Here is a 26,649-nt window from a genome sequence, read left to right as displayed (position 1 = left end):
AAGAAAGTTTATTTATGCTTAAAGTTTAATGATTTGTAATATTAAATAATTAATATATAATATCATGTTGAATATTCTCTCTTGAGAAGGATTATTAACATATTAATAATCTGTAGGATGGATTATATATTTTACCCTGAGTGAAGTTGGGCTTGGTTTACCCTCCAAGCCTTTTTACTTATTTGCTCGTCCTTTAACCTATTATTTATTGGCTGTCATACCTGGACCTTGTGCTTCTTGTATCATCTCAGGAGAAAGTTCTCGCACTATCCGCAAGGGAAATAGACGAGTTGAGGAAATTTGAGCGTAGTCAGAAGTCAAAAAAGGAGCATATTGACTAGCTTCAGGCGTTAACTGTGCCGCCATTGCTAGGGTAACACCTTTGAGGAACTTCCGCACGTCTTGAGCTTGTTTTCCAGTTACTTCTTTATTCAATATAGGTTTACCTGGTTTTCCTTGTTGATATGGAGTGATTTTAGGATCTATCACACTCAAATGAGAACCACCAACCACACCAACTAACCATTTTGGAGAGGGAATTTTCGCAAAACCGATAACTTGTTCAGTTAATGGTGGGGTGATTTTATCTGCGGAACTGGAGAGGATTAATGTGGGGATTTGTACTTTTGTTAACCCAGTTTCTCCAAACATTAAAGAAGTGGTAGGATTAAGAGCGATCGCTTGTTTAATTCTAGCATCTCTCAATTGATAAGTCTTTTCTGGTAATGCTTGCGCCGCACACTGAAGACTTTCACTCAAGTTAGTTTTACCTAATTTCCGCTGACAGCTTTGTTTCAGGTTTTCGATTTGTAACTCACCTCCCGCTAATGCTAAAGCCGTTCCTCCACCAAAAGAATAACCTACAACCATCACATTATTAGTTGCTAGTTTTCCTTGTAAGGGACTATTCGCAGTTTGGTTAAGTTTTTCCAATTCATCTAAAATAAAACTGACATCACGGGGACGGTTTAAAAATTCTTGGGGTGCAACCAGTTGGTTTTTATTTTTTTTGACTGCTTTAAAACTAGTTTCATTACTACCAGGATGTTCTAAAGCTGCAACCACATAACCACGAGAGGCTAAATGTTCAGCTAAATAACGCAAGTCAGTTCGCACTGAACCCCGACCATGAGAAAAGACAATTACAGGTTTATTTGTACTTGCAGCACTAGAAAAATAAACATCTAGGGGAATTTGTCGTTGACGCTTTTGGTCGTTAAAACTTAACTTGAGTGTCTGTACCTGCGCGCTTCCTCCTTGAGTCGGGTCTAAAGAAGCAACTTTGATATCTTTGATATCTTTGGGGTTAACCTGGGGAGAAAGACCAAACATAAACCGCTGAGTGCGGATAAATGCACCATTCAAACTCCTCGCTACAGTTATAGCTTGAGGTAAATTAATTTCTAGACGTTGACTGGGATATGCGGCTATAAAACTCAGTATAGATAAACCCTGTGGAGAATTAGCGCCTAAAACTAATCCGCCTTTCATCGCTTGTAATCCAGCTTGATCCCCACGGCTAATAGCTGTAGAGACATCACTGAGGATTGTAGTCCCAATTTGGGTATTGATTAATCTATCTAAAGTAATAACATTTATGGGAATTCGGATTTTTAGTCCCTCCACCAAAAAGCGCCGTTGTTCTTCAGTCATTCTCTTGGTATAAGTTCCCAAACTAGCTGGTAATTTGCCAGTTTCTGTAGACTTTTTTAACTCTTCTAAGGATACAGATTCCTCCAAAGGTCCATAGCGAATTACAACGGTATCTGCAGCCTGTGCAGAGGTGTTAACTACAAAAAACGGTGTCAGAGCAACAGCACAAAATACACCTGCAAATACCTTAAAATCCTTCCAGCTTTTTTGTGTGAACATCTTTAATTGTAACTCAACTTAGGAAATTCTACCTGATTTTCAGTCAAGAGTAGAATTAAAGCTTTTGTCCTGTATAAATAGATCGCACCTCACCATTACGACGAATAATAGCTTCACCGTTACTGACTTCTACTAATATCCAACCTGTATGACCAATATTTTCACCTAAACTAATCCGGTGACTGATACCATCCACTTTAAACAAAGCCACGGATTCATTCCCTAACTCCAATAATCCATCTAATTGTGCGGAATAGCTAGGCACAGAAACCTGTTCTACTATGTTAGTAGGTTCTTTTGCTGGTAGAAGATTAACTGCGACTGGGTTGGGCTTAACCTGCGTTGTTTCTGCTATGGGTTTAGTTGCTGGTTGTTTATCATTAATAGGAAGATTATGAACTGCTAAAGAAGAAGATGAAGGTAATTTGGGTGGTATTGGTACTGGGGTAACAGTTGGTAGTTGATATTGGGTTACTGGTGACTGATCAACTGGAATATACATACGCTCAATCACATTAGGGGAACTTGGCTGATTAGTAGCAGGTAGTGCATTATTCGCTGCTACAGGTAAAGGCAAAGTTGCAGTAGGTTGGGTATTTAATAAAGGTGCGGCAGTTGTTTGATTAATATTACCAGCAGGAAATCCTGGTTTAATAGTTATTTTATCATTAGTTGTTCCCTGCTGTTCTATTAAAGTCAAGGCTGCCAACATATAATTTACTAAATCTAATTGAGGATCTGTTGTCACAGAAACAGGTGATGATATTTGAGGATTTGGCCAACTTTGGGAAGTTAATTGAGTATTTATTGTAGTTAATAAACCAGACTCAGTTAAGTAAACCATCCCTAGCGTCCCTAAAGTTAAGCTTAATCCCATGAATATTACTTTACTTAAACTACTAATTTGTGGTTCACCTTTGGTAGTAATTCCCCCGATAGATGGAGGATTAACTACCAGTGTTGTAGTTTGGATATTTTTAATAGGTGAAGCGGACTGTAACAGCTTATTAACTGTTGATGGCAAAACCACATCAGGCATTTTAAATGACATGGGTTGGACAGGTATAGATTCTCTTCTGTCTATATGATGATTCCGCTTACTTGGACTATCTAAAATATTTTCAATATCATTAAAAAGTTCATCCATTAAACTTTCAGCATAGGTTTCTATCATCCCAGGCTCGCTGGTGACGGAATCTATGGCTAACGCCATGCTGGTGCTATCGGATGCTTCTGAAACAAGTAAATCAGTGCTAGATTTGGGTAACATAGGCTTTTTCGGTTGTAGCTAAAAATAATAAAAAACAACGCCGCTACTGCTGTGGAAATCAACTAGCTCTTTTACCTGAATTTTAATCTGTTCTGGAAAATTTTGGTGATATTTAGTTAGAAAAGTTTATGGCCAGAGTTGGGAAAAAGGAGTCAGTAAATAACCAACAACGAAAAGTAAAATCGCCCAAACCCTCTTCACTCTTGCCTCTTGCCTCTGGTTACTGAGCGAAGTCGAAGTTGGTTACTGAGCGAAGTCGAAGTATTGCCTCTTGCCTAGTGCCATAACGACGATTTTCAATGCTAACCTACTTATCTATTACTTATTGGGAAATCGCTGGAGTACCCTTGTTTTTAGCTATTTCTAAATATATCAGCAGGGCGTTGATATCGGCTGGGTTAACTCCCCCAATTCTCGCAGCTTGTCCAATGGTGAGGGGTTTAACTTTGTTCAGCTTTTCTCTAGATTCTTTAGAGAGAGTTTCAATGGTTGAGTAGTTTAAATCACCAGGTAGCTGGCGATTTGCTTGACGGGCAACTTGGTCAATTTGGTGTTGCTGTCTTGCTAAATAACCCGCGTACTTAATATCAATTTCTGCTCCTTCTTTTTCCGCTTGTTTGAGCTTGGGGTTATGGAGTCCGTGACGTTCTAAATCAATGTAATGGATACCTGAACGACGCAGTAAGTCAGCCAGGGTAATAGAGCCTTTAATTGCTTGTTGGGTATCATTAGCGATCGCTTGCCCCATCGGCTCATTCTCCTTTATTCTAGTACAATGTAGGCGTTCTTTCTCCGCAGTAATTTGTGCTTGTTTTTGAGTATACAAGTCCCAGCGCCGGTCATCAATTAAACCTATTTCCCGTCCCAGAGGTGTCATACGCAGATCAGCATTGTCAGAACGCAGTAATAACCGATACTCTGAGCGACTGGTAAGCATTCGATAAGGTTCGCGTAAATCCTTCGTACACAGGTCATCAATTAGAGTGCCAATATAACTTTGCTCACGAGGAAAAATAATCATTTCTTCACCCCGCACAAACCGCGCTGCATTGATTCCCGCTACTATCCCTTGAGCGGCGGCTTCTTCATAACCTGTAGTCCCGTTTACCTGTCCTGCACAAAATAATCCGGGGACTTTCTTAGTCATTAATGTGGGAAAACACTGAGTTGCGGGTAAATAGTCATACTCTACTGCATAAGCAGGACGTAACATTACACAGTTTTCCAAACCTGTCAAACTCCGCAACATTAAAATTTGTAAAGTTTCAGGTAAACCAGTGGAAAACCCTTGGATATACAATTCAGGAATATCCCTTCCTTCCGGTTCAATAAAGATTTGGTGACTTTCCTTATCAGCAAAGCGGACAATTTTATCTTCAATACTCGGACAATAGCGGGGTCCTTTTGCTTCTACCCAACCACCATACACAGGGGACAGATGTAAATTTTCTTGAATTAAACGATGAGTTTCTTTAGTGGTGCGGGTCATGTGACAAGGCATTTGTTCCCGTTCTACCCACACTTGGGGGTCAAAACTGAACCACCGCACAGCTTCGTCACCCGGTTGAATTTCCATTTGACTGTAATCAACGGAACGCTTATCAACCCGTGCCGGTGTGCCAGTTTTCAGTCTCCCGGTTTCAAATCCTAAGCGGTTGAGAGTTTGTGTTAAACCTTCTGCTGCAAACTCTCCCGCGCGTCCTGCGGCCATGGATTTATTTCCCACCCAAATTTTACCACCTAAAAATGTGCCAGTGGTGAGAATTACCGCTTTACAGTGGAAAGATACGCCAAAATAAGTTTCTAAGCCAATAACTTCATTACTATCATTTAAGATTAAATCTGTTACCATGGCTTCACGAATTGTCAAATTCTCTTGATTTTCGACAATTCCCTTCATTATCGCCGCATATTCCCGCTTATCAGTTTGCGCTCGCAATGCCCATACCGCAGGACCTCGTGAAGAATTGAGGATGCGTTTTTGCAGGTATGTCCGGTCTGCTACTTTGCCAATTTCCCCCCCTAAAGCATCTATTTCATGGGTTAATTGGGACTTGGCAGGTCCACCCACAGCGGGGTTACAAGGTTGCCAAGCGATTTTATCTAAGTTTAGGGTCAATAGCAGTGTCCGACAACCGAGGCGGGCAGTAGCCAGTGCTGCTTCGCAACCTGCGTGACCTGCACCGACGACAATTACATCATAAGCGTCTGGAAATTCAGCGGCATTGTGCATGGTCATAACCAATTAAGAATTAAAAATTAAAAGTTTAAAAAGCTAGTTACATTCGGTATTTTAGCGTATATTTAGAGGCGATTTCAGTTTTTACTAGTTCAGTTACAGGAGCAGCTACGAGAGAGTTATTGTTTAGTTGTAGCAGATATAAGGTTTATTGAGGGTTGAGCTATAGTAATGGGTAAGAAAATTTACCAGATATTTATAATTAATCAATTTATGGTTATAAATTTTTATTTAAGCCAAAAAGATTAAGTTAAAATAAGTTGCGTCACTTTTTTTGTTCAAAACATTCGCTAAATACTAAATATAAAAAATATGAGAATAAATGAAATAACCTACTATGACCGTGAATTTGAGTGGCGTTTTGAGCCAATTCAGTTTTCTGTACTAACGCTGTTGGTTGGTATTTCTGGTGTAGGTAAAACACAAATACTGAAAGCAATAGTTACTATGCGAAGCATAGCCAAAGGTAAGTCATTAAATGGTGTAAAATGGGATATTTGTTTTACGGCAAATAACAATTCACAATATCATTGGGTTGGAGAATTTGAAACTAAAAAACTTGATAATTTTGATGCTTTTATTTTGGAAGATATTTTAGATGGCGAAGAAAATGAAGAACAAGAATTTCAAATTATTTATGAATCTTTATCTGTAAATGGAGAAATTCTTATTAAAAGAGATGATAAAGGAATAAAATTTAAAGATAAATTTGTACCAAAATTATCTCGATTTCAAAGTGCAGTATCACTATTAAGTGAAGAACCGGATATCGCACCAGTGCAGGATAGTTTCAATCAAATAATTTACAGCGATCAATCTAGTTCAGTTAATGCAATTTATCCGACGATTAAATATGCTTCATTAACTCAAAAGTATTCATCTTTAACTTTATGTGATCTCAAAGGAAGTAACTTACCAGTTCAAATTAAACTAGCATTAGTATATGATCATTTTCCGAATGAATTTAATTTGATAAAAGAGAATTTTATAGAAATTTTTAACCAAGTAGAAGATATAAAGTTAAGACCAGATGAAAATGAAGATCTACATCTGATTTTAACAGAATATCCTTTTGTGAAAATCAAGGAGAAAGGTGTAAATACTTGGATTAATCAACATCGAATTTCTTCAGGAATGTTTAAAATTTTGATGCTTATCAGTGCAATTTATTTATCTACTGAAGGTACGGTAATTTTAATTGATGAGTTTGAGAATAGTTTAGGAGTTAATTGCATTAATGTTTTAAGTGATTTACTAGCTGAAAGCAGAAATTTACAATTTATAATCACCAGTCATCATCCTTATATAATCAATAAAGTAGGAATGGAACACTGGAAAATAGTTACTCGCAGGGTGGTGTAGTAACTGCTAAAGATGCAAAAGATTTTGGATTAGGTAAATCCAGACATGAAGCATTTATGCAATTGATTAATCTCGATGAATATAATGAAGGAATATCAGCATAATGAATATCTATTTTCTTGTGGAGGGAGATACTGAAGAAAAAGTTTATAAAGCTTGGCTTAAGTATCTTCTACCAGAATTAACACGAATTGGACTACCCCATCAAGTTGATCATAATAACTATTATCTTTTTAAGGGTAAACTACATTTTAATACTCATGCTCAATTTCATAAGGATTATTTAAGAGAATTGTTTAAGATCAACAATCTTAAACATTATAAAATTACAAATGAAGTCATAAAAGAAGAATATTTAGAACAATTAATAGCCAGGGTTCAAAATGAAACTGAACATTTACCTACCTTCCAAACCTTCATACAATTTTGTAATATGATTAAATCAAAATTGTCAAAACAACTCTAATTTACTCTTGCGCTCTTCTCTGTGGCTCCGCGTCTCTGCGTGAAAAAAATCATATTTCAACCAAAATTAAACCCCCTGCAAAAAGCAGAGGGAATAATCAAACCTTATACCTGATTACTTCTGGGTAATATGTTTCAGCAAACCTTCACAAGCATCCATCAGTAAATCAATAACTTGATTAAAGCCCTCAACTCCCCCATAATAGGAGGCATAATATTTTGATTTAATTTTTGTGTCAGTCGCCAGTTATTTTATACTACTGACCACTGACTATTAACTAATGACTACATTCCAGGTAATTCCAGTCCACTGGTTAGATCTTCCATCCGTTCCCGCATGGTTTCGGTAGACTTTTGATAGGCATCTTTCATGGCCGCAGCTACCAAATCAGAAAGCACTTCTGCACCTTCTTCTAAAGCAGATGGAGCAATTTCCACCCGTTTGGGTTCTTGGTTACCACTGACAATAACTTTAACAAGTCCACCACCAGATTCTCCTAGAATCTCCATTTTCTCCAATTCTTCTTGAAGACGCTTTGCACCTTCTTGAACCTGTTGGGCTTTTTTAAACGCTTCCGCTAATTCTTTCATTTTGCCTAAGCCAAAGCCAAATCCCTGTCCTTTTTCTGCCATAACTGGTTATCCGCCGTACGATTACTTACAAATCAAATTCAATTATAGATGCGATGAGTAATTGGTGATGGGTAATTGGTAATTGGTAATTGGGAATAGAGAAAATCCCTGCCTCTTGCCTTTTGCCTTTTGCCTTTTGCCTCTTGCCTTTAAGCAACTACTTGAAACTCACCCAACATTTTCACTTCTGGTTCTAGCCAAATTGACCAGCGTTCTTGTACCTCATGTTGAATATGACGAATGAGGCAGAAAATATCACTGGCTTTAGCTCCTCCCCGGTTGACAATAAAATTAGCATGGAGTTGGGCAACTTGCGCTCCCCCTAATTGATAACCTTTGAGTCCGGTTTGTTCAATTAACCAACCAGCAGTATAAGGTTTAGGATTTCTAAACACACTGCCACAACTAGGATAGCTGTAAGGTTGGGTGCTGAGGCGGTGTTTTTTATGTTCCTTAGTTCTAGCTGTCACTTGCACCGGATCTGCTCCTGGTTGCAGTTGGAAGGTGGCTTGAGTCACAACCCGCTTACCACCTTGTAGTAGTGAACTTCGGTATCTGTAGCCTAATTCTTCTGGGGTGAGAGTTACCAAAGTTCCATCTGGAGAAAGAACTTGAGCGCTAACTAACATATCTGCGATACAGCTATCATGCGCTCCAGCATTCATCACCACCGCACCGCCCAAAGTTCCAGGAATACCCACAGCCCATTCCAATCCTTCCCATCCCAAAGCCGCTGCGTCCCATGCTAAACTAGGGATAGGTTCTCCCGCGGATACAGTTAATTGACCTGTAGCTGGATCAAAGTTTTTAGACCGGAGATGACGAGTAGCGATGACTAAACCGGGGATACCGCGATCGCTCACCAACAAGTTAGAACCAGCACCTAGTATTGTGACTGCTAAATCATTCTCTTTGGCGTACTCAATACTTGCTTGCAACGCTCCTAAATCGCGGGGAGAAACGTAGCATTCAGCCTCTCCTCCCACCCGATAAGAAGTAAATGCCGACAAGGAAGTATGGGTTTTGAGCGGACAATCAGTTCCTGGTAAGTAAATTAATTTGCTATTATCCACATCATCTTTAGTTTGTAGTTGTGGAGTCAAATCAGAAAATTTGCAGATTTTGCTAAATCCCTGGGAAGTTATCATCTTTACTTAAATTGGTAATTTTTGACTTATGTTCTTTATTTACCAGAAAAATCCGGTACTGGAGTTAACTAATCAAACCCTGCCAGAGTGCAGTTCTGATCCTAAGATGTGGCAATTGCCGGTTCACTCATAGTGGTAATAAGTTCAGGAATAGCCTGATTCAAATTACCCGCACCTAAAAATAATGCCAAATCTCCCGGACGGAGGGTTTGCAGTAAAAATTCACTCACTAAAGGTAAAGTGTGCTGATAAACCACTTCAGGGTTGTATTTACTAATTGCAGTGGCTAAATCCTGTCCACTAACTTGTCCTAAATCAGGCTCACCCGCACTATAAATATCAGTTAGCACAACTAAATCAGCATGGGTAAAAGACTCAGCGAACTCTTTTAAAAACGTTAATGTCCGAGTATAACGATGGGGTTGGAAGATAGCAACTACCCTTTGTCCAGGTCTAGTTTGAAGACGAGCTGCGGCTAGAGTAACACGAATTTCACTAGGATGATGGGCATAGTCATCAATAAAAGTCACCCCAGCAGCTTCACCTCGAAACTCAAACCGTCGTCTTGCACCTTCAAAGCTAGTAATCCCTTTGGCAATTTCTCCAAATTCTAATCCCAAAACTCTACCCACAGCTACTGCTGCTAAAGAATTGCTGAGGTTATGATGACTTAATAGCTGTAAATTTAGTACCCCCAAGGCTTGACCTTTTTCCCATACTAAAGCTGTTGTCCCATCAGCCCGATAATCTATATTAGTAACGGTGTAGTCAGCACCTTTATCTGGGTAAAGACTATAGCTAATGGTTGGTTTCAGGCGCTCGCGCACTGTTTCGCAATCAATACTACCTACCAAAGTTTTGCAACCTTGAGCAAAGGTTTGGAAGGTATTAACTACCTCTTCTAAACTTTCGTAGTGGTCAGGATGATCTAATTCAATATTAGTAATAATACCAATCTCTGGAGCGTGCTTCACCAAAGAACCATCAGACTCATCTGCTTCCGCTACTAAATAACGGCTAGACCCCATTCTGGCATTACCTTCCCAAGCCTTAACTTCACCACCGACCAAAATCGTCGGATCAAGTCCAGCTTGCAAAAGCATATAACCAATCAGACTACTAGTAGTAGTTTTCCCATGGGTTCCGGCCACAGCAATACTGTAATAATCAGCAATCAAAGCCGCAAGAACATCAGAACGATGCCAAATTGGGCAACCTAATGCCAGCGCCGCTTTATATTCCAAATTATTAGCATTAATAGCTGTGGAACAAATCACTTGAGGCCAGGTTGTTTTTGCCGCAGACAACTTTTCTGGTGAAGTTAACAATAAATCATCAGCTGATGCTTCAGGGACAAAGAACTCCAGATTGTTTGCTTCTTGCTTACTAAAAATGTGAGCGCCTAGAGATTCTAACTTGTGCGTAATATGGTTAGGACGCAAGTCTGAACCAGATACTGGTAATTGACGTTTGGTTAGAACATAAGCCAAAGCAGACATTCCAATCCCACCAATTCCGATGAAATGAAATGGTCTACCACTAAAATCTATAGAATTACTCATTTTATTTACCTCTTACACCACACCACACCAGAATCACATAAGACACGCGTATCATACCAGGATTTTGATTTTTACAGATCCTAATTATCCCATCTAAAATATTCATCCCTGCTGAATGAGTAAATTTTGACTTTTGTTTTGCCCCCTGAGCCAGATTACCCCCCGAAAATTATTTTTAATCTGCTCATAAGATTATTCTGAAAATATCTGCTACATCGGGAAAGAAAATTGTGTAAATTTAAATACATTTCGTGATGACTTTTTTAGCACTAAGTAGGATGGCTTTAGATATAGCAATTTGCATCACTTACCAAAAGCCTCTGTCGGAATTGTCTACAATAGTACATTGGTAGTGAAATTATTGTTTAAATAGAAATCATTATTGGGAACAGGGAACAGGGAACAGGGGAAGAATTTTCTTCTTCTTCTTCTTCCTTCCTTCTTTCTAACTCCTGACTCCTGACTCCTGACTCCTGACTCCTTCTTATAAAATTCTGTATTTTTTTGTTGATCAAAGACTTTATCGTTATAAATAGCCGCCCCCTTTGCGATATGATTGGGGTCAACGATATCAACTTATAGGCATAAATACAGAGGGCAAGATACTGTGATTAGAGTTGCAATTAACGGTTTTGGGCGCATTGGACGTAACTTTGCCCGCTGCTGGGTGGGTAGAGAAAATAGCAATATTCAACTGGTCGGGATTAATGACACATCTGACCCTAGAACTAATGCTCACTTGCTTAGATATGACTCAATGTTAGGCAAGCTGCAAGGTGTAGATATTAGTGCTGATGATAACTCTATAACCCTTAATGGTAATACAGTTAAGTGCGTATCTGATCGCAACCCAGATAACTTACCCTGGAAAGAGTGGGGAATTGACCTGATTATCGAATCAACAGGCGTTTTTACCAGCAAAGAAGGGGCAATGAGGCACGTAAATGCCGGAGCTAAAAAGGTTCTGATTACCGCTCCTGGCAAAAATGAAGATGGTACTTTTGTAATTGGTGTCAATCATCATGATTATGACCACAACATCCATAACATTATCAGTAATGCCAGTTGTACAACTAACTGTTTAGCTCCCATTGCCAAGGTATTAGATGAAAAATTTGGGATCATCAAAGGCATAATGACCACTACCCACAGCTACACAGGTGATCAGCGTTTACTAGACGCTTCTCATCGTGATTTGCGTCGGGCAAGAGCAGCAGCTATCAACATCGTTCCCACCTCTACTGGTGCAGCAAAAGCAGTAGCGTTGGTACTTCCTCAGTTGAAGGGTAAGCTAAATGGTGTGGCTTTGCGTGTACCAACCCCTAATGTTTCCATGGTGGATTTTGTAGTACAAACTGAAAAGCGCACTATTGCCGAAGAGGTTAACCAAGCTCTGAAAGAAGCTGCTGAAGGTCCATTGAAAGGCATTTTAGGTTACAGCGAATTGGAACTTGTATCTTCTGACTATCAAGGTACAGATGAATCTTCTATTGTTGATGCCAACTTGACTCTAGTTATGGGCAATGACATGGTGAAAGTCATGGCATGGTATGACAATGAATGGGGTTATAGCCAACGTGTTCTTGATTTGGCGGAATTAGTAGCTGAAAAATGGGTTTAATTGTCCTTTGTCAGTTGTCCTTTGTCCTTTGTCCGTTGTTTTTCTTTACCACTGACCACTGACTACTGACTACTGACCACTGTACGGGCGAAGCATTTGGAGAACTATTTTTGGCAATGACCGATAATTTATCTTCCAAATGCTTCGCCCCTACTGACCAAAATGTTGGAATCCCTGGCTGAGGCTGAGAACTTGGTCGGGGATTTCTGCTTTTTCGTGGTGTAAAATCACTTTTGAGCCTGGGGTAATTGTGCCAATTATGGCTGCACCTGTGCCTAATTTTTGCACTAATGCTAATGCAGGTTCTGGTGGTAAACACAGGACTAATTCAAAATCTTCGCCACCATAGAGGGCGTATTTTAATGATTTTTCTGGTGTGAGCCACCCTTCAAAGGCTGATGGTAAGGGTATTTTACTAGATTCTATAACCGCACCGACGTTACTGGCTCGGCAAATTTGTAATATTGCGTCTGCTAAACCGTCGCTGCTATCCATACCGGACATAGGCAGGGAACAGGGGGATATGAGAATTTCTTTGAGGATAGAGATTACATCTAAACGGGGTTTGGGGCGTTGGTGGGCGGTGATTAAGGCTGCCTTGGCTTCAGTTTTGAGGTTTTGAGCTATTTCGGGATGTAAGAGTAATTCTAAGCCTGCACGGGAGGCTCCATGTATACCTGTGATGACAATAGCATTTCCTACTTGAGCGGTGGCACGACGGATGATGAAATTGGGGTTAGCTTGACCTAAGGCAGTAATTGCTAAAGTGGTAATGGGCGATCGCACTATATCACCACCAACTATGAGAACATGATACTTTGACAAGCATTCTGTCATGCCCTGATATAGTCGCTCAACCCAATTTACAGTTACATCTCCCGGTAAACCTAATCCCACAGTTATGCCCACGGGAGTCGCCCCCATTGCTGCTAAATCGGATAAATTAGCCGCCGCAGCCCGCCAACCAGCATCCTCTGGAGAGGTGGTAACATCACTAAAATGCACACCGTCAACGAGCATATCTGTAGTAACTATCAAAGATTGATTTGGTAAGGTTTCTAAAACTGCGGCATCATCACCAATTATATCGGGTGGACAAAAGCGTTGTAATCTTTCTAAAAGACCTTGTTCGCCAATATCTCGAACTCGTAAGCCAGATAAATCACTATTCATAATTAAATGTACTCATTACTTTATGGCAATAGATCCTGATAGTTCAATACCTTCGCCAAATTGAAAAAAGCCTTGATTTGGAGGTTGGGTTGTGGAACGTTAGCGTTGGCAAGCAATAGCATGAAATCCAATGTATTTGTTGAGTCGCGCTGTCGCTTAACCCAACAAAGCAAAAAATGGCGAAAGTATTGATAGTTTGTAAGTAATACCTAAAGATAGATGAAATTTTACTAATCTTAAAATTAATCGTAAAGAATCGGACTTATATAGTATATAATGCCCAAATGAGTTTTTTCTGGTGTGTAATGGTGCTATAAAAATGACACTTTCCCTGAAAGATAATTTACATTGGTTACAAGTGCAACGTTATTCTGAACTCCTGCACGTCTTAGTAGGAAGGACTCTGAAAGTTCGCTACCGGGGTTCTTTTCTGGGGGTTTATTGGTCACTATTAAACCCTTTAATCATGACAGGGCTGTATACTGCCATTTTTGGTGCTACCTTTGCATCTTATTATGGTAACTCCATTATTAACTATATGCTGGCAGCACTGACGGGGCTGTTGGTCATCAATTTTTTCTCAGCTTGCACATCCCAAGCTTTATCCAGCGTGGTTGGAAATGGTGCATTATTAAATAAAATTCGCTTGCCAGTCAGTGTTTTTCCGGTATCAATGGTGGCAGCTAATGTACTCCAGTAAGGTTCAAGAAGATATGTATCCCTTAGTGTCCGTTGCTATTCCAGTCTACAACGGTGAAAATTATATGCGTGATGCCATTAACAGTGTTTTGGCACAAACATATTCTAATTTTGAGGTATTGGTAGTCAATGATGGCTCACGAGATGGAGGCACAACAGAGGAAATAGCTCTTTCCTATGGCGATCGCATTCGTTATTTTTCCAAGCCCAATGGTGGAGTGGCTTCAGCTTTAAATTTGGCATTAAAAGAAGCTAAAGGTGAATATTTTTGTTGGCTATCTCATGATGATGTCTATCTTCCAGATAAAGTAGCCAAAGAAATGGAAAAGCTGCTGTCACTACCTGATCCCAATAGTGTAGTGTTCTGTCGGTATTCCATTATCAATTCTGATGGACAATATCTATATGATGCTCCCCTCCCACCTCAGTTTCCACCTCATCAAGCTGCTTATCAATTGATTTTAAAACAGTGGCTTCATTGCTGTACCATCTTAGCACCCACATCCTTGTATCTGGAAAGTGGTAGTTTTAGGGAAGACTTACCAACTACACAAGACTACGATTTATTAGTAAAAATTGGACTGAAACACCCTTTTATAGAGATACCAGAGGTACTTTTAAAAGCACGCTCACATTCAGAACAGGGAAGTTTAACTCTTGGACATTTGAAAGAAGTTGAACATTTTTTTGCAGAACACATCCCTTTGCTATCAGCCGAGTATATGTCTACTAACTTCAGAAGTCAGGAAAGTATTGATGCGTTTTTGGCATTAGGCAAACAGATGTGCGATCGCCACTTTCCGAATGCTTTGCTCACAGTTGCCAAGCAATTAATTTATTGCGAAGCACAACGAGCAGAACCAGAATCCTTGTGGCAAGCTATTTATCAACTAACTATCAAAGACTATTCTGTGACTGTGGAAAAGCTAAATATTCAAACAGATCAACATTCATCTGCACCATATACTGATAACAAACTCAAAGTATTGGCACGCCGATGGCTACCACCACAGGTGAGGATTAAACTTCAGCAATTGCGATATAATCTGCGACATATCCTATTATCAAGTCAGCCTGCTACCCAAGAGAACGAGAAAACACGCCTTGCTTCCTTAGATTTTGAGAAAATCTATGAAAACAATGGATTTGCTGGCACAGAATCCCGATCAGGAGAAGGCTCTAGTCTCTTTCAAACTCGCATTATCCGTGAGGAAATTATCAAACTATTAGACGAGTTAGAAGTCAAATATCTTCTTGATGTTCCTTGCGGAGACTGGAATTGGATGCGATATGTGAATTTGTCCAACATCTACTACACTGGTGGTGATATAGTTCAAACTATTATTGATAATAATAACAAATTACATGGTAATGAAAATTGCAAATTCGAGTATCTAAACATTATTACTGGACCGCTACCAAAGGCTGATCTGATCCTTTGTCGAGATTGTTTAGTTCATCTAAACTTTATTGATGGATTAACAGCCCTGGAACAGTTTCGTAAAAGTGGGGCAAAATGGTTACTCACAACCACATTTACTGAAAGAGACAGCAATACTGATCTATACGAAGGAGCTATTTGGCGACCTCTAAATCTGGAGAAACCTCCTTATAATCTGCCTAAAGCACATCGTTACATCAACGAAGGATGTACAGAGGGTGGTAATTTGTTTGGCGACAAGTGTTTAGGGTTGTGGCAATTAAATTAAATTTGATAGATGAATATATTACAAGTCAATTACACAGATATATTAGGACACCGTTTTAACGGTGGATCTTTGATTCCTTGGTTGCGCGATCGCGGACACAATGCAATTCAAGCAGTAGGAATAAAACAAAATATGGGAGATACTTCTATTAATCTAATTCCAACTCAGTCGAATAAACTTTCCCAATTAGTTAACCGGATAGAAAACTTCATTAGTATTCATAATGTTCTGTATCCACAGTCTTTCCTTTTACCTTTTAATTCAATATTCAAAGAAGCAGATGTAGTCCATTATCATATTATCCACAATCAATTTTTCAGCTATCTAGCTTTTCCTTGGTTAACCAAACTCAAGCCAGCAGTGTGGTCATTACACGACCCTTGGGCAATTACAGGGCATTGTATTCACCCATTCGATTGTCAGGGTTGGAAAACAGGCTGTAATCCTTGTCCACACCTTGATTATCCATTTGCCATACATCATGACCGTGCATGGCTTAATTACAAACTTAAAAATTTTGCTTATCAAAATTCTCAGTTACATTTGATTGTGGCAAGTCAATGGATGCAAAATTTGGTTGAGCAATCTCCATTACTGAGTAACTTTCCAGTGCATCAAATACCGTTTGGATTAGACTTGAATTTATTTTCACCCGGTAACAAAGCTGAAGCCAAAACAAAACTTGGAATTCCTGCTGATGAAATTGTGATCGGGCTAAGGTCTCTTCCAGGCCCATATAAAGGACTTGAGTATTCTATTAAAGCACTGGGATTATTACCTGCTAATGCACCAATCCATATATTAACTTGTCAAACAAAAGGCTTACTATTATCTCTTGCAGATAAGTTTCCGATCACAGAACTAGGGGAACTTCATAGTGATACAGCAATGGTAGATTTTTTTCGGGCGACGGACATCCACCTGATGCCTTCTATGGCTGAGAGCTTTGGGATGATGGCTATGGAAGCTGCTGCTTGTGGTGTTCCATCAGTTATATTTTATGGCACACCATTATCCGAAATTTGTTTTGCTCCAGAAGGTGGAATTGCGGTAACCCGAGGTGATTCTTGGCAACTAAGCCAAGCACTTTATTCACTAATACAGGATCAGCAAAAGCGATTAGCTATGGGGCAGAAAGCTCGATATCTTGCCGAAAAAAAATATGATTTTGACACATATGCCAATTCTATTTTTCGTGTATACGAGCAGGTATTATCAAATTCATAAAAATACAGGAAACTAAAAATTCAAAGCATGAAAGTATCTATTATAACACCTGCGTATAATCAAGCACAATTTATTGAAGAAACAATTAATAGTGTACTCAATCAAGATTATCCTGACATTGAGTACATTGTCTTGGACGACGGTTCAAATGATGGTACAGATCAAATTTTGATGTCCTATATTGATCGTTTGAAATATGTTCGTCACGAAAATATCGGTGAAAGTAAAACAGTAAATAAAGGTTATCATCTGTGTTCTGGTGATGTAATTGGTATTGTTAATTCAGACGATCCTTTGTTTACAGATGAAGCAGTTTCTCGTATAGTCGAATGTTTTCAAAAAAATTCCAATGCTTTAGCCGTATATCCTGACTGGGTTTCTATTGATGAAGAAGGAAATATCATCAATCGTATTATTTTGCCCCAATATACTATCAAAAATATGCTAGAGGAATTTAATGTCGCTTTAGGACCTGGGATGTTTATCAAAAGTAGCGCCCTTATGAAGGTAGGATATAGAAATGAATCTTTAAAATATACTGGTGATTTAGATTTATCTTTCCGTTTGGCTCTAGAGGGTAGTTTAGCTCACATTCCGGTTTTTTTGGCCACACACCGAGTGCATTCTAGAGCAGCTTCTTCAACATCTCAAGGAAGTTTAATGGCAAAAGAAGTCCTTCGTCTAGCTACATCCAGCCTAAAATCATCAATGTTGCCATTATCCATTATTCAGAAAAATCGGGTAATTTTAGCGAATGCACATTTTATAGCCTCTGCTTATTGCGGTAGTAACAAACTGTTGCAATTTAAGTACATTGGTAAATCTATATTTTTTGACCCCAGTGTTATTGGCATAACTTACTTTAAAAGAAGTAGAAATTTAGTCAAGATAAAAAAAGATACTATTGCTACATACATATTTATAAAAATGAAAGATATCCGTTCAGCTATCCCCCCAGGAATTAAGACGATGTTGAAGAGTTTTCTGGGTTTACGGTGACAGTTAAAGTTAATAAGAATTTCAAACCTTTAAAAATAACAATTACAGACTGACCAAAGCCTTTTTTGAACAAAAATCCTGAATAACAATTATTTATTTCTACTGCTTTTTGTAACTAACATTATTTCATTTTTCATCTATGAACCGAAAATTATATCCTCAATTACGGCTGTTGATAGAGATGTCGAAGATGGAAATCCGCAAACGTTATCTTGGCACTCTGTTAGGTAGTACCTGGGCAATTCTTTCCCCTTTAATAAACACTAGTTTAATCTATATTGTGATGATATATGGATTAAAAGCTGGAGGTGCAGTAGGGAATGCACCCTATGTTAGTTGGCTAATTTCTGGGATGTTAGCTTGGTCTTTTATGCTAGAAATTATGTCCACAGGAATTAATGCTATTGTAGAAAACTCCCATTTAGTGACAAAAATTCGGTTTCCTTTGCGCCTATTAGTGATAGTAAAGGTGGTTTCTGCCATGCCAATTCATATTTTATTGATGTTGATTCTCATGCTGGTAATGGCGGTGCAAGGTGTTGGATCTTTTACGTACTGGCTACAATTGCCCTACTACTTCCTCTGTGCAACAATTCTAACCCTGGGCATAAATTATCTTACTTCAGCCGCTCAGGTCTTTACCAGGGATGTTGGTAGTATTATGGGAGTGATTTTACAAGCCTTATTCTGGGCTACGCCAATCTTTTGGAGAACTGATCTAATTATCAATACAAAATTTCGATTTCTGCTCTATAGTCCATTTGCCTATATTGTTACTGGATACCGTGATAGTCTATTTGATGCTTTACCTTTTTGGCAGCGTCCAGTGGAAACTATCATATTCTGGATTACTGCACTACTGATTTTCTTTTTTGGTATGTTTTTCTTCCAGCGTGTTCGTACTCATTTTGCCGATGTGCTTTAATCTATGTCTGATAGTATAATTTCTGTTCGTAATTTAAGTAAATCCTATCGTCTCTATTCTAAGCCTGCTGATCGGCTCAAAGAATTACTGTTCCCTTGGCGTACTTATCATTCTTCTTTTTTTGCCCTTCAAGATATTAGTTTTGATCTCCAAAAAAACGAACATTTGGGCATTATCGGGATGAATGGTGCTGGTAAGTCAACTCTTTTACAGATTTTGGCTGGGGTGTTAACTCCTACTAGCGGAACAGTAGAAATCAATGGGCGTGTTTCTGCATTGCTCGAATTGGGAGCGGGATTTAATCCAGAATTAACTGGGAGGGAAAATGTAGATTTTTTAACTACAACCTTAAATTCTGGTAAAAATATTACCAAAGATGCTACTGAAAGAATCATCAATTTTGCTGATATTGGTAACTTTATCGATCAACCCGTTAAGACCTATTCTAGTGGTATGTTTGTGCGTTTGGCTTTTGCTATGAATATTATTAATGCTCCAGATATTCTTATTATTGATGAAGCATTGGCAGTTGGAGATATTTTATTTCAACAGAAATGTATGCGAAGCCTGATTGAGTTTTGTACTCAAGGAACTGTTTTATTTGTAAGTCACGATCCATCATCTGTTAAAAAAATTTGCACTAAAGCATTATGGATTGAAGACGGAAAGATTAGAGAATTTGGCGATGCTAAGGAAATTTGCGATAGATATGTTGGCGCTGCTAATGAAGAATTTGGACGAAATTATACTGAAAACATCCAAGACATTAAATTTGAGCAAAATATATCTATATCAAAATCAAATACTGTACAATTGTCTGATGAGATATCAGATCAGAAAAAAATTAAAATTGACTTATTAGCTCATGCCAAATCTGGGGTTTTCGACAAATATGATTGTATTGGCACTCGTGAAGCAGAAATACTAGACGCATCATTTGAAAAGATCAATCCAAGTGATTCTGTAGTATTTACAGGTAATGAGTCTTGCCGATTAGTGGTTTACTTGCGATCACTTAAGGACTTGCCTAATGCTGTAGTTGGTTTTATTGTCAAAGATAAGCTTGGTCAGTATATCTTAGGATTGAATTCCTTTGATTGTAAATTGCCGCTCAATATTTTAGCGAATCAAGTTTATGCCGTTGTATTTGAGTTTAATTTACCCAAAATAGCAAATGGTAATTACACTATAGATTTGGCAATTGCTGAAGGTAGTGTAGATAACTATAGACAATTACACTGGATTTATGATGCTTTACAATTTGGAGTTGAAAGATTTGACTATCGTGGAGTAATGATAGAACCTTTAATAGATAGTGTTTATCTTATGCAATAGTTATAATTATCAATCCACAAAATTTTACTTAATTGATTAAGAGGTTTTTAATGAATAACGACATTTTAGATGTTATTTACAATGAGGGTGAAAGATTAATTCCCTTTATCACTCACAACGAGGATGAGGTAATCAGACATTTTAGCTCCTATGATTTCTTTGCTAAAATCATTAAGATGGATGTTGAAAACAATAATGTTGAAGAAGCTGATGTTTTAGATGTTGGCTTTGGCTGTGGATATGGTTGTTTAATACTTTCTAAAATACCAGGTATAAAACAGGTAACAGGAATAGATGTATCCTATGCTTGTAAATCTTATGCTCAAGAAAACTATGGAGCAAGAAACATTGATTTTGTGGTAGTAGATGCTGGAGAATACCTAGCACAAAAACACCCCTTTGGTTACATTACATCAAGAGGAGTCTTAGAACACATACCCAATGGACTTAGTTTAACCAAAAACTCGAATTATACTCAACGCTTAATTATTGATGTTCCCTATAATGAAAAACCGGGAAATGATCATCATATTATTGTTGGTATTAAAGAGGATGCGTTTCAAGATTATGAAAACTACGAGTTATTTTATGAAGGACTAGACGGCACAATTTATGATGCTGCTAACAAACCATCTGACGCAAATATGATCCTGTGTGTAGCTAGTCGTGAAGGTTTACCTCCTGTTAGAGAAATGTTTGACTTTCCAATTCAACCAGTAACTATAGAATATGTAAAAACAGAAATGTTGGCTTGTTCTCAAGACTCTATTCTTCAGTTTCAGAATCGTTATTTTAGTTATAAAAATCCTACAGATTTATTATTAGCAGCAGAAAAAGCCATTCAACAGGTAGATGTTGTCTTGGATGTTGGTCCAGGTATTGCACCAATGAATTATTTCAGACCAAAATTTCATATATTATTAGAACCATTTGATGAGTATGTGCAAATTTTAAACCATAGATTTGCCAATGATGGCAGTATTTTTGTTATATCTGGTACAGCCCAAGAGTTAATGAGTAGTTTTGCTGCCAATTCTGTAGATACAGTTTTTTTATTGGATGTAATTGAGCATCTTCACAAAGAAGATGGTGTAAATATACTATCCCATGCTGAACGGGTGGCAAGAAAGCAGATCATTGTGTTTACTCCTTTGGGTTTTATGCCTCAAACTGTTCATGAAGGAGAAAAAGATGGTTGGGGATTAGGAGGTGCATCAGTCCAAGAACATCTTTCTGGTTGGACTCCCGAAGATTTTGGCTCAGGATGGGATCTTCATATCTGTGAAACATTTCATAAATTTGATTTTAGGAATCAATTGCTGAATAAAGAATATGGTGCTTTTTTTGCCATTAAGAATTTCTTTGGTAAACCCACCCCAGAACCGCAATCAATTCCAAATATTCGTAAACTTTTACCATCTGAGATTGAACTGGAAAAAGTTAGGGTAGAGTTGATGAATACTCAAGCTGCTTTAGTTAACACACAACATCAATTAGTTAACATACAAGATGAATTAGTCAACACACAACATCAACTACAGAAAATTTCCGAACACCCAGTAGTTAGAGTTTTGAGAAAAATTAGAAAAGTTTTTAAAAGTCCTGGCTTTTAGCGACATACAGGGAAAAATCCCTATACAAATCCAGCCCAAATAGTTATATCTATGATCAAGTGTAAACTTGACCTGGAATCGTTATATACTAAACAGGTCTTAAAACAGTCATACTGACCCAAAAAAGGAAAGATTCTGGAATAGGCTTCACTAATGCCATAAATTCAGATATTTTCCTCTCTCCGTATAACCTCTGTAGTTGAAATCCTATAGTTTATAGATAGCAAAATATGAAAATTCTGGTCATTGGTGTGACGGGAATGTTAGGCAATGCCATGTTCCGAACCTTCTTAAATAGCAATTTTGGTCACGATGTAGTGGGTACGGCACGTAGCACAAATGCTTTAGATTGGTTTGATGGAGCAACTTCTGAGCAGATTATTACAGGTGTTGATGTCGAAAACCATGACTCGTTGGTTAGGATATTCGCAAAAGTACGCCCACAAATAGTGATAAATTGTGTTGGTTTAGTAAAACAACTTGCTGAAGCAAATAATCCACTGTTGGCAGTACCCCTCAATACCTTGCTACCACATCGGCTTGCGGCTTTGTGTTCTCTTGTCGGCGCTCGCTTAATTCATATTAGTACCGATTGCGTTTTCTCAGGGGACAAGGGGAATTATCTTGAGTCTGACTTTGCTGATGCCCAGGATCTCTATGGTCGTTCTAAGTTATTAGGAGAGGTAGATTATCCTCATGCTATAACACTGCGTACTTCAATAATTGGACATGAACTTTCTGGGAATCATAGTCTGATTGGTTGGTTTCTTTCACAGGAAAATAAAGTTAAGGGTTTCACCCGTGCTATATTTTCAGGACTACCAACTATGGAGTTAGGAAGGGTGGTACATGATTTTGTGTTGCCTCATCCAGATTTGCATGGTTTATATCATGTAGCAGCAAAGCCCATTGATAAGCATAATTTGCTGAAGCTAGTAGCCGAAATCTATGGCAAAAAAATAGAAATTGTGGCTGATGATGGCTTTGTTATTGATCGTTCTTTGAATGCTCACAGGTTTTATGAGAAGACTGGTTATGTAGCCCCAGCATGGCAAGATTTAGTAGCACAAATGTATGAGTTCAAATAATTAAGGTAGGAAATATGTTTAAAGATAAAGTGTTAATGATTACTGGTGGGACTGGTTCTTTTGGTCATGCCGTCCTGAAGAAGTTTCTGGAAACTGATGTGCGAGAAATTCGGATTTTCAGCCGGGATGAGAAAAAACAGGAGGATATGCGGATTGCTTTCGGTAATCCCAAGTTAAAGTTTTATCTTGGTGATGTGCGAAACTACGATAGTATTCAAGATGCCATGAAAGGCGTAAACTATGTTTTTCATGCAGCCGCATTGAAACAAGTACCTGCTTGTGAATTCTATCCGATGGAAGCAATACGGACTAATGTACTTGGTGCTGAGAATGTAATTAATGCTGCTATTGCTAATCGTGTAGAACGAGTAATAGCACTAAGTACAGATAAAGCTGTATATCCTATCAATGCTATGGGACTATCTAAAGCTATGATGGAAAAGCTGATAGTTGCCAAAGCAAGAACGCTTGGTGCTGGAGAAACGGTTCTTTGTGGGACTCGCTACGGCAATGTAATGGCTTCTCGTGGTTCAGTAATTCCTCTGTTTGTCAGCCAATTGAAGCAAGGAAAAGAAATTACCATAACTGATCCGTCAATGACACGCTTTTTGATGTCTTTGGAGGATTCTGTGGATCTGGTACTTTATGCTTTTAAACATGGAGAACAGGGAGATATTTTTGTGCAAAAATCTCCAGCTTCGACTGTAGAAGTTTTGGCTTTGGCTTTAAAAGAGATATTCCAGGGGAATAGCTCAATTCGTATTATTGGTACTCGTCATGGTGAGAAATTGTATGAGTCTTTAGTGTCTCGTGAAGAAATGGCAAAAGCTGAGGATATAGGACAGTATTTTCGCATTCCAGCAGATAATCGTGATCTGAATTACAATCTTTACTTTACAGAGGGTGAACCAGCGATCGCTAAGTTATCTGACTATACATCTCATAATACAGAACAGCTAGAAGTTGAAGGAGTCAAACAATTGCTGTTAAAACTCGATTTCATTCAGGAGCAACTCAATGCTTAAGGTGATGACCATTGTTGGTACGCGTCCAGAACTCATCAAAATGAGCCGAGTTATTGCCGAATTAGATAAGTATACTAGGCATATTTTGGTGCATACTGGACAGAACTATGATTATGAACTGAATCAGGTTTTTTTTGATGACTTGGAAATTCGTAAACCTGACTACTTTCTCGCTGCTGCTGGTGCTAATGCGGCGCAAACTATTGCCCAAGTAATTGGTAAAACTGATGAAATTTTAGAAAAAGAAACTCCTGATGCTGTCATGCTTTACGGAGATACAAATTCCTGTTTGGCCGTTTTGTCTGCTAAACGCCGAAAAATCCCTATCTTTCACATGGAAGCTGGCAATCGTTGTTTTGATCAAAGAGTACCAGAAGAAATAAACAGAAAAGTTCTCGATCATCTTTCGGACGTGAATATGGTTCTAACGGAACACGCAAGACGCTATCTCTTAGCCGAAGGAATTCGTCCCGATATGATATTTAAAACCGGCTCTCATATGCCGGAAGTGCTTGATTATTATTTGCCCAAAATTCGTCAGTCTGATATCTTGACGCGGTTAGGATTGGAACCTCGTAAGTATTTTGTGATCAGCGCACACCGGGAAGAAAATGTAGATTCTCCTCAAGTTTTAACCGATTTTCTCGATACTTTAAATGCCTTGGTCAAGGAATATGAATTATCTGTAATTGTTTCCACCCATCCTCGGACTCGTAAGCGGTTAGAAAATATTGAACCTATAGCTTTGAGTGAGAAGATTGTTTTTAGTAATCCTTTTGGTTTTTTGGACTATATACAATTACAAATGCAAGCATTTTGTGTGTTGTCTGATAGTGGCACAATTACTGAAGAAGCGTCATTACTCAATTTACCAGCAATTACGATTCGCAACGCACATGAACGGCCTGAAGGAATGGATGCTGGTGTGCTTGTGATGAGTGGACTTAAAAGCATTAGTGTCTTAGATGCTGTAAGAGTAGTTACTACCCAATTTGCTGAATCTACAACGCCTATTTTGCCAGTAGCTGATTATAAAAATTCTCATGTATCAAAGCAGATTGTACGTATTGTTTTAAGTTACGTTGACTATATTAATCGTGTTATTTGGTCTAAATCATAAAAGTAAAAATTATCATGATTTAACATAGGATATATGTCAAAAACACAAATGGAAACTCATCCTTCAGAAAGAGCAGTTCTTCATATCATGCACAATTGGGGAGGGGGTGTAGAAAGATGGGTACAAGATTATTGTCGTACAGATACTTCTAGAAAAAATATAGTATTAAAATCTATTGGTATATCAGGAATCCCTGGTCAAAAATTATCACTTTATCAGCACATTGATGATCAAAATCCTATTAGAGTGTGGTCACTAACAAGTTCTATTTTTGCTACTTCTATTTATAACTTGGATTATTACTTTGCCTTAGAAGAAATCATTAGCGATTTCAATGTTAGTGTAATTATGATATCTTCATTTATCGGGCATTCATTAGATATTTTAAACACAGGAATTAAAACTATTATTATTTGTCATGACTATTATCCTTTCTGTCCTGCTATAAATATTTATTTTGAAAAAATATGCCGTGAATGTAAGTTAAGCCATTTACAGAGTTGTTTAGTAGAAAATCAATATAATAAATTTTTTCCCGGTATATCAGCTTCAGAATGGATACTAATTCGCAAAATTTTTATCAAACTTATTTTAGATTATAAAATTACATTAGTTGTACCGTCTTTATCTGTAAAGACCAACTTAATCCTTTTAGAACCTAAATTTGGTAATGTAAATTTTGTGGTTATTCCTCATAGTATAGAAGTAGAAGATTTAAAATCATATCAAAATAAAAATTTGAATCAGCAAAAAACAATCATTCAAGAAAAGTTAAAAATTCTTATATTAGGCAGACTATCTATCCAAAAAGGTTTAAATCTTTTTAAAGAAAGCTATGAGGAAATTCTCAAATATGCTGATATTATACTATTAGGATGTGGAGACAATGGTATATTATTTACAGGAACTAAAGGTATTGAAATTACAGCCTATAATTATTCATTAAATGATTTACCAAGACATATAAAAAAAATATCACCAGATATAGGTCTTTTATTGTCAGTTTTGCCAGAAACTTTTAGCTATACTTTAAGTGAATTAATGCTATTAGGTGTTCCACCATTAGCAACAAAGCTAGGTAGTTTTGAAAACCGCATAATTGATGAATTAAATGGCTTTTTATTTTTAGCTGAAAAAAATGCCTTGATCCAAAAAATAAAATATTTGTCAGAGAATAGAAATCTTATCTTAGAAGTAGCAAAAAATCTTTCACAAGAATCACATTCAAATTTACAGCAAATGATTGATGATTACGAAAAAATAATTACATCTAATATTACTGAAATAAATAATAAAAATTTAACTGATACAAGTTTAGTAAGTGTTATACAAAAACAACTAGAAGAAACACAGTTAAAAATACAACAAATTCAATTAGATATAGAAATTAATAACATTATTATTAATAATATGCGGCTTAAAAAACACTTAAGAGTACCTCTTTCTCAAAAATCAAAACATTTTGATTATTTTAAGCAAAACTTCTTTGGAATTTGGGAATTTATAAGAAGATTAGCCATTAAATTTCATTTATTTAAGTAAATATGAGTATTGAGTAATAAAT

Annotated in this window: 22 protein-coding genes and 2 pseudogenes; 14 read left to right on the top strand and 10 right to left on the bottom strand. The window is 37.7% G+C overall.

Going from position 1 to position 26,649, the window contains the following annotated elements:
- Positions 1-201: 201 nt before the first annotated feature.
- From ANA_RS12280 to mnmG, 3 genes are all read right to left on the bottom strand, one after another.
- Complete coding sequence (locus ANA_RS12280) at positions 202-1,872, bottom strand: alpha/beta hydrolase (RefSeq protein ID WP_015080383.1); 1,671 nt, start codon at positions 1,870-1,872, stop codon at positions 202-204.
- A gap of 55 nt (positions 1,873-1,927) precedes the next feature.
- Positions 1,928-3,142 carry a hypothetical protein gene (locus tag ANA_RS12275; protein ID WP_015080382.1) on the bottom strand — a complete coding sequence of 405 codons (1,215 nt, stop codon included), beginning with the start codon at positions 3,140-3,142 and terminating at the stop codon, positions 1,928-1,930.
- Between the two features lie 322 nt (positions 3,143-3,464).
- Entirely contained in the window at positions 3,465-5,381 is a 1,917-nt protein-coding gene (gene mnmG, locus ANA_RS12270) for a tRNA uridine-5-carboxymethylaminomethyl(34) synthesis enzyme MnmG (protein ID WP_015080381.1), read from the bottom strand.
- A 312-nt stretch (positions 5,382-5,693) separates the two neighbouring features.
- Between mnmG and ANA_RS12265 the strand changes: the two genes are divergently transcribed.
- A complete protein-coding gene (locus ANA_RS12265) occupies positions 5,694-6,743 on the top strand; it encodes an AAA family ATPase (RefSeq protein ID WP_015080380.1) in 1,050 nt (349 codons plus the stop codon).
- Between the two features lie 103 nt (positions 6,744-6,846).
- A complete protein-coding gene (locus ANA_RS12260) occupies positions 6,847-7,209 on the top strand; it encodes a hypothetical protein (protein ID WP_015080379.1) in 363 nt (120 codons plus the stop codon).
- A gap of 114 nt (positions 7,210-7,323) precedes the next feature.
- On the opposite strand, the pseudogene ANA_RS27700 reads toward ANA_RS12260, so the two are convergent.
- From ANA_RS27700 to ANA_RS26595, 5 genes and pseudogenes are all read right to left on the bottom strand, one after another.
- Positions 7,324-7,413: pseudogene (locus ANA_RS27700) on the bottom strand (low molecular weight phosphotyrosine protein phosphatase); the annotation flags it as partial.
- A gap of 80 nt (positions 7,414-7,493) precedes the next feature.
- Positions 7,494-7,841 (bottom strand): YbaB/EbfC family nucleoid-associated protein, encoded by a 348-nt coding sequence (locus ANA_RS12255; RefSeq protein WP_015080378.1) that lies wholly within the window; start codon positions 7,839-7,841, stop codon positions 7,494-7,496.
- Between the two features lie 149 nt (positions 7,842-7,990).
- Positions 7,991-8,989: a UDP-N-acetylmuramate dehydrogenase gene (gene murB, locus ANA_RS12250; RefSeq protein WP_015080377.1), complete on the bottom strand. Its 999-nt coding sequence runs from the start codon at positions 8,987-8,989 to the stop codon at positions 7,991-7,993.
- A 101-nt stretch (positions 8,990-9,090) separates the two neighbouring features.
- Positions 9,091-10,551: a UDP-N-acetylmuramate--L-alanine ligase gene (gene murC / locus ANA_RS12245; protein ID WP_015080376.1), complete on the bottom strand. Its 1,461-nt coding sequence runs from the start codon at positions 10,549-10,551 to the stop codon at positions 9,091-9,093.
- A gap of 365 nt (positions 10,552-10,916) precedes the next feature.
- Positions 10,917-11,066, bottom strand: a complete 150-nt coding sequence (locus tag ANA_RS26595; RefSeq protein WP_158310531.1) for a hypothetical protein — start codon at positions 11,064-11,066, stop codon at positions 10,917-10,919.
- A gap of 92 nt (positions 11,067-11,158) precedes the next feature.
- Between ANA_RS26595 and ANA_RS12240 the strand changes: the two genes are divergently transcribed.
- The gene (locus ANA_RS12240) at positions 11,159-12,172 is read left to right on the top strand and encodes a type I glyceraldehyde-3-phosphate dehydrogenase (RefSeq protein ID WP_015080375.1); all 1,014 of its coding nucleotides are present in this window, start codon (positions 11,159-11,161) and stop codon (positions 12,170-12,172) included.
- Between the two features lie 10 nt (positions 12,173-12,182).
- Here ANA_RS12240 and ANA_RS28225 read toward each other — a convergent pair whose 3' ends face one another.
- Complete coding sequence (locus ANA_RS28225) at positions 12,183-12,311, bottom strand: hypothetical protein (protein ID WP_256370231.1); 129 nt, start codon at positions 12,309-12,311, stop codon at positions 12,183-12,185.
- An 11-nt stretch (positions 12,312-12,322) separates the two neighbouring features.
- Positions 12,323-13,345 carry a thiamine-phosphate kinase gene (thiL, locus tag ANA_RS12235; RefSeq protein WP_015080374.1) on the bottom strand — a complete coding sequence of 341 codons (1,023 nt, stop codon included), beginning with the start codon at positions 13,343-13,345 and terminating at the stop codon, positions 12,323-12,325.
- Positions 13,346-13,664: 319 nt separating this feature from the next.
- Here thiL and ANA_RS12230 point away from each other — a divergent pair.
- The 11 genes and pseudogenes from ANA_RS12230 to ANA_RS12170 all read left to right on the top strand — a co-directional run.
- A pseudogene (locus ANA_RS12230) lies at positions 13,665-14,042 on the top strand (ABC transporter permease); the annotation flags it as partial.
- Positions 14,032-15,753 (top strand): glycosyltransferase, encoded by a 1,722-nt coding sequence (locus ANA_RS23595; protein WP_015080372.1) that lies wholly within the window; start codon positions 14,032-14,034, stop codon positions 15,751-15,753. The pseudogene ANA_RS12230 and the gene ANA_RS23595, both read left to right, overlap by 11 nt.
- 9 nt (positions 15,754-15,762) lie before the next feature.
- Complete coding sequence (locus ANA_RS12215) at positions 15,763-16,980, top strand: glycosyltransferase (protein ID WP_015080371.1); 1,218 nt, start codon at positions 15,763-15,765, stop codon at positions 16,978-16,980.
- A 27-nt stretch (positions 16,981-17,007) separates the two neighbouring features.
- Positions 17,008-17,979, top strand: a complete 972-nt coding sequence (locus tag ANA_RS23590; protein ID WP_015080370.1) for a glycosyltransferase — start codon at positions 17,008-17,010, stop codon at positions 17,977-17,979.
- Between the two features lie 139 nt (positions 17,980-18,118).
- Positions 18,119-18,904 (top strand): ABC transporter permease, encoded by a 786-nt coding sequence (locus ANA_RS12205; RefSeq protein WP_015080369.1) that lies wholly within the window; start codon positions 18,119-18,121, stop codon positions 18,902-18,904.
- Positions 18,905-18,907: 3 nt separating this feature from the next.
- A complete protein-coding gene (locus ANA_RS12200) occupies positions 18,908-20,239 on the top strand; it encodes an ABC transporter ATP-binding protein (RefSeq protein ID WP_015080368.1) in 1,332 nt (443 codons plus the stop codon).
- A 50-nt stretch (positions 20,240-20,289) separates the two neighbouring features.
- Positions 20,290-21,852, top strand: a complete 1,563-nt coding sequence (locus ANA_RS23585; protein WP_015080367.1) for a class I SAM-dependent methyltransferase — start codon at positions 20,290-20,292, stop codon at positions 21,850-21,852.
- 230 nt (positions 21,853-22,082) lie between these two features.
- A complete protein-coding gene (locus ANA_RS12185; protein WP_015080366.1) occupies positions 22,083-22,940 on the top strand; it encodes a dTDP-4-dehydrorhamnose reductase family protein in 858 nt (285 codons plus the stop codon).
- Positions 22,941-22,954: 14 nt separating this feature from the next.
- Positions 22,955-23,965 (top strand): polysaccharide biosynthesis protein, encoded by a 1,011-nt coding sequence (locus tag ANA_RS12180; protein WP_015080365.1) that lies wholly within the window; start codon positions 22,955-22,957, stop codon positions 23,963-23,965.
- On the top strand, positions 23,958-25,085 hold the full coding sequence (gene wecB, locus ANA_RS12175; RefSeq protein WP_015080364.1) for a non-hydrolyzing UDP-N-acetylglucosamine 2-epimerase: 1,128 nt from the start codon (positions 23,958-23,960) through the stop codon (positions 25,083-25,085). Before ANA_RS12180 ends, wecB begins: the two co-directional genes overlap by 8 nt.
- A gap of 33 nt (positions 25,086-25,118) precedes the next feature.
- The gene (locus tag ANA_RS12170; RefSeq protein ID WP_015080363.1) at positions 25,119-26,627 is read left to right on the top strand and encodes a glycosyltransferase; all 1,509 of its coding nucleotides are present in this window, start codon (positions 25,119-25,121) and stop codon (positions 26,625-26,627) included.
- Positions 26,628-26,649: the final 22 nt, after the last annotated feature.

Source organism: Anabaena sp. 90, assembly GCF_000312705.1.
Lineage (GTDB): Bacteria > Cyanobacteriota > Cyanobacteriia > Cyanobacteriales > Nostocaceae > Dolichospermum > Dolichospermum lemmermannii.
This window is presented reverse-complemented; position numbering and strand designations above follow the sequence as displayed.

Bases quoted from the DNA above. Each gene is read 5' to 3' on its own strand.
- ANA_RS12280 (WP_015080383.1), bottom strand. From the start codon at position 1,872: ATGTTCACACAAAAAAGCTGGAAGGATTTTAAGGTATTTGCAGGTGTA.
- ANA_RS12275 (WP_015080382.1), bottom strand. From the start codon at position 3,142: ATGTTACCCAAATCTAGCACTGATTTACTTGTTTCAGAAGCATCCGAT.
- mnmG (WP_015080381.1), bottom strand. From the start codon at position 5,381: ATGACCATGCACAATGCCGCTGAATTTCCAGACGCTTATGATGTAATT.
- ANA_RS12265 (WP_015080380.1), top strand. From the start codon at position 5,694: ATGAGAATAAATGAAATAACCTACTATGACCGTGAATTTGAGTGGCGT.
- ANA_RS12260 (WP_015080379.1), top strand. From the start codon at position 6,847: ATGAATATCTATTTTCTTGTGGAGGGAGATACTGAAGAAAAAGTTTAT.
- ANA_RS12255 (WP_015080378.1), bottom strand. From the start codon at position 7,841: ATGGCAGAAAAAGGACAGGGATTTGGCTTTGGCTTAGGCAAAATGAAA.
- murB (WP_015080377.1), bottom strand. From the start codon at position 8,989: ATGATAACTTCCCAGGGATTTAGCAAAATCTGCAAATTTTCTGATTTG.
- murC (WP_015080376.1), bottom strand. From the start codon at position 10,551: ATGAGTAATTCTATAGATTTTAGTGGTAGACCATTTCATTTCATCGGA.
- thiL (WP_015080374.1), bottom strand. From the start codon at position 13,345: ATGAATAGTGATTTATCTGGCTTACGAGTTCGAGATATTGGCGAACAA.
- ANA_RS23595 (WP_015080372.1), top strand. From the start codon at position 14,032: ATGTACTCCAGTAAGGTTCAAGAAGATATGTATCCCTTAGTGTCCGTT.
- ANA_RS12215 (WP_015080371.1), top strand. From the start codon at position 15,763: ATGAATATATTACAAGTCAATTACACAGATATATTAGGACACCGTTTT.
- ANA_RS23590 (WP_015080370.1), top strand. From the start codon at position 17,008: ATGAAAGTATCTATTATAACACCTGCGTATAATCAAGCACAATTTATT.
- ANA_RS12205 (WP_015080369.1), top strand. From the start codon at position 18,119: ATGAACCGAAAATTATATCCTCAATTACGGCTGTTGATAGAGATGTCG.
- ANA_RS12200 (WP_015080368.1), top strand. From the start codon at position 18,908: ATGTCTGATAGTATAATTTCTGTTCGTAATTTAAGTAAATCCTATCGT.
- ANA_RS23585 (WP_015080367.1), top strand. From the start codon at position 20,290: ATGAATAACGACATTTTAGATGTTATTTACAATGAGGGTGAAAGATTA.
- ANA_RS12185 (WP_015080366.1), top strand. From the start codon at position 22,083: ATGAAAATTCTGGTCATTGGTGTGACGGGAATGTTAGGCAATGCCATG.
- ANA_RS12180 (WP_015080365.1), top strand. From the start codon at position 22,955: ATGTTTAAAGATAAAGTGTTAATGATTACTGGTGGGACTGGTTCTTTT.
- wecB (WP_015080364.1), top strand. From the start codon at position 23,958: ATGCTTAAGGTGATGACCATTGTTGGTACGCGTCCAGAACTCATCAAA.
- ANA_RS12170 (WP_015080363.1), top strand. From the start codon at position 25,119: ATGTCAAAAACACAAATGGAAACTCATCCTTCAGAAAGAGCAGTTCTT.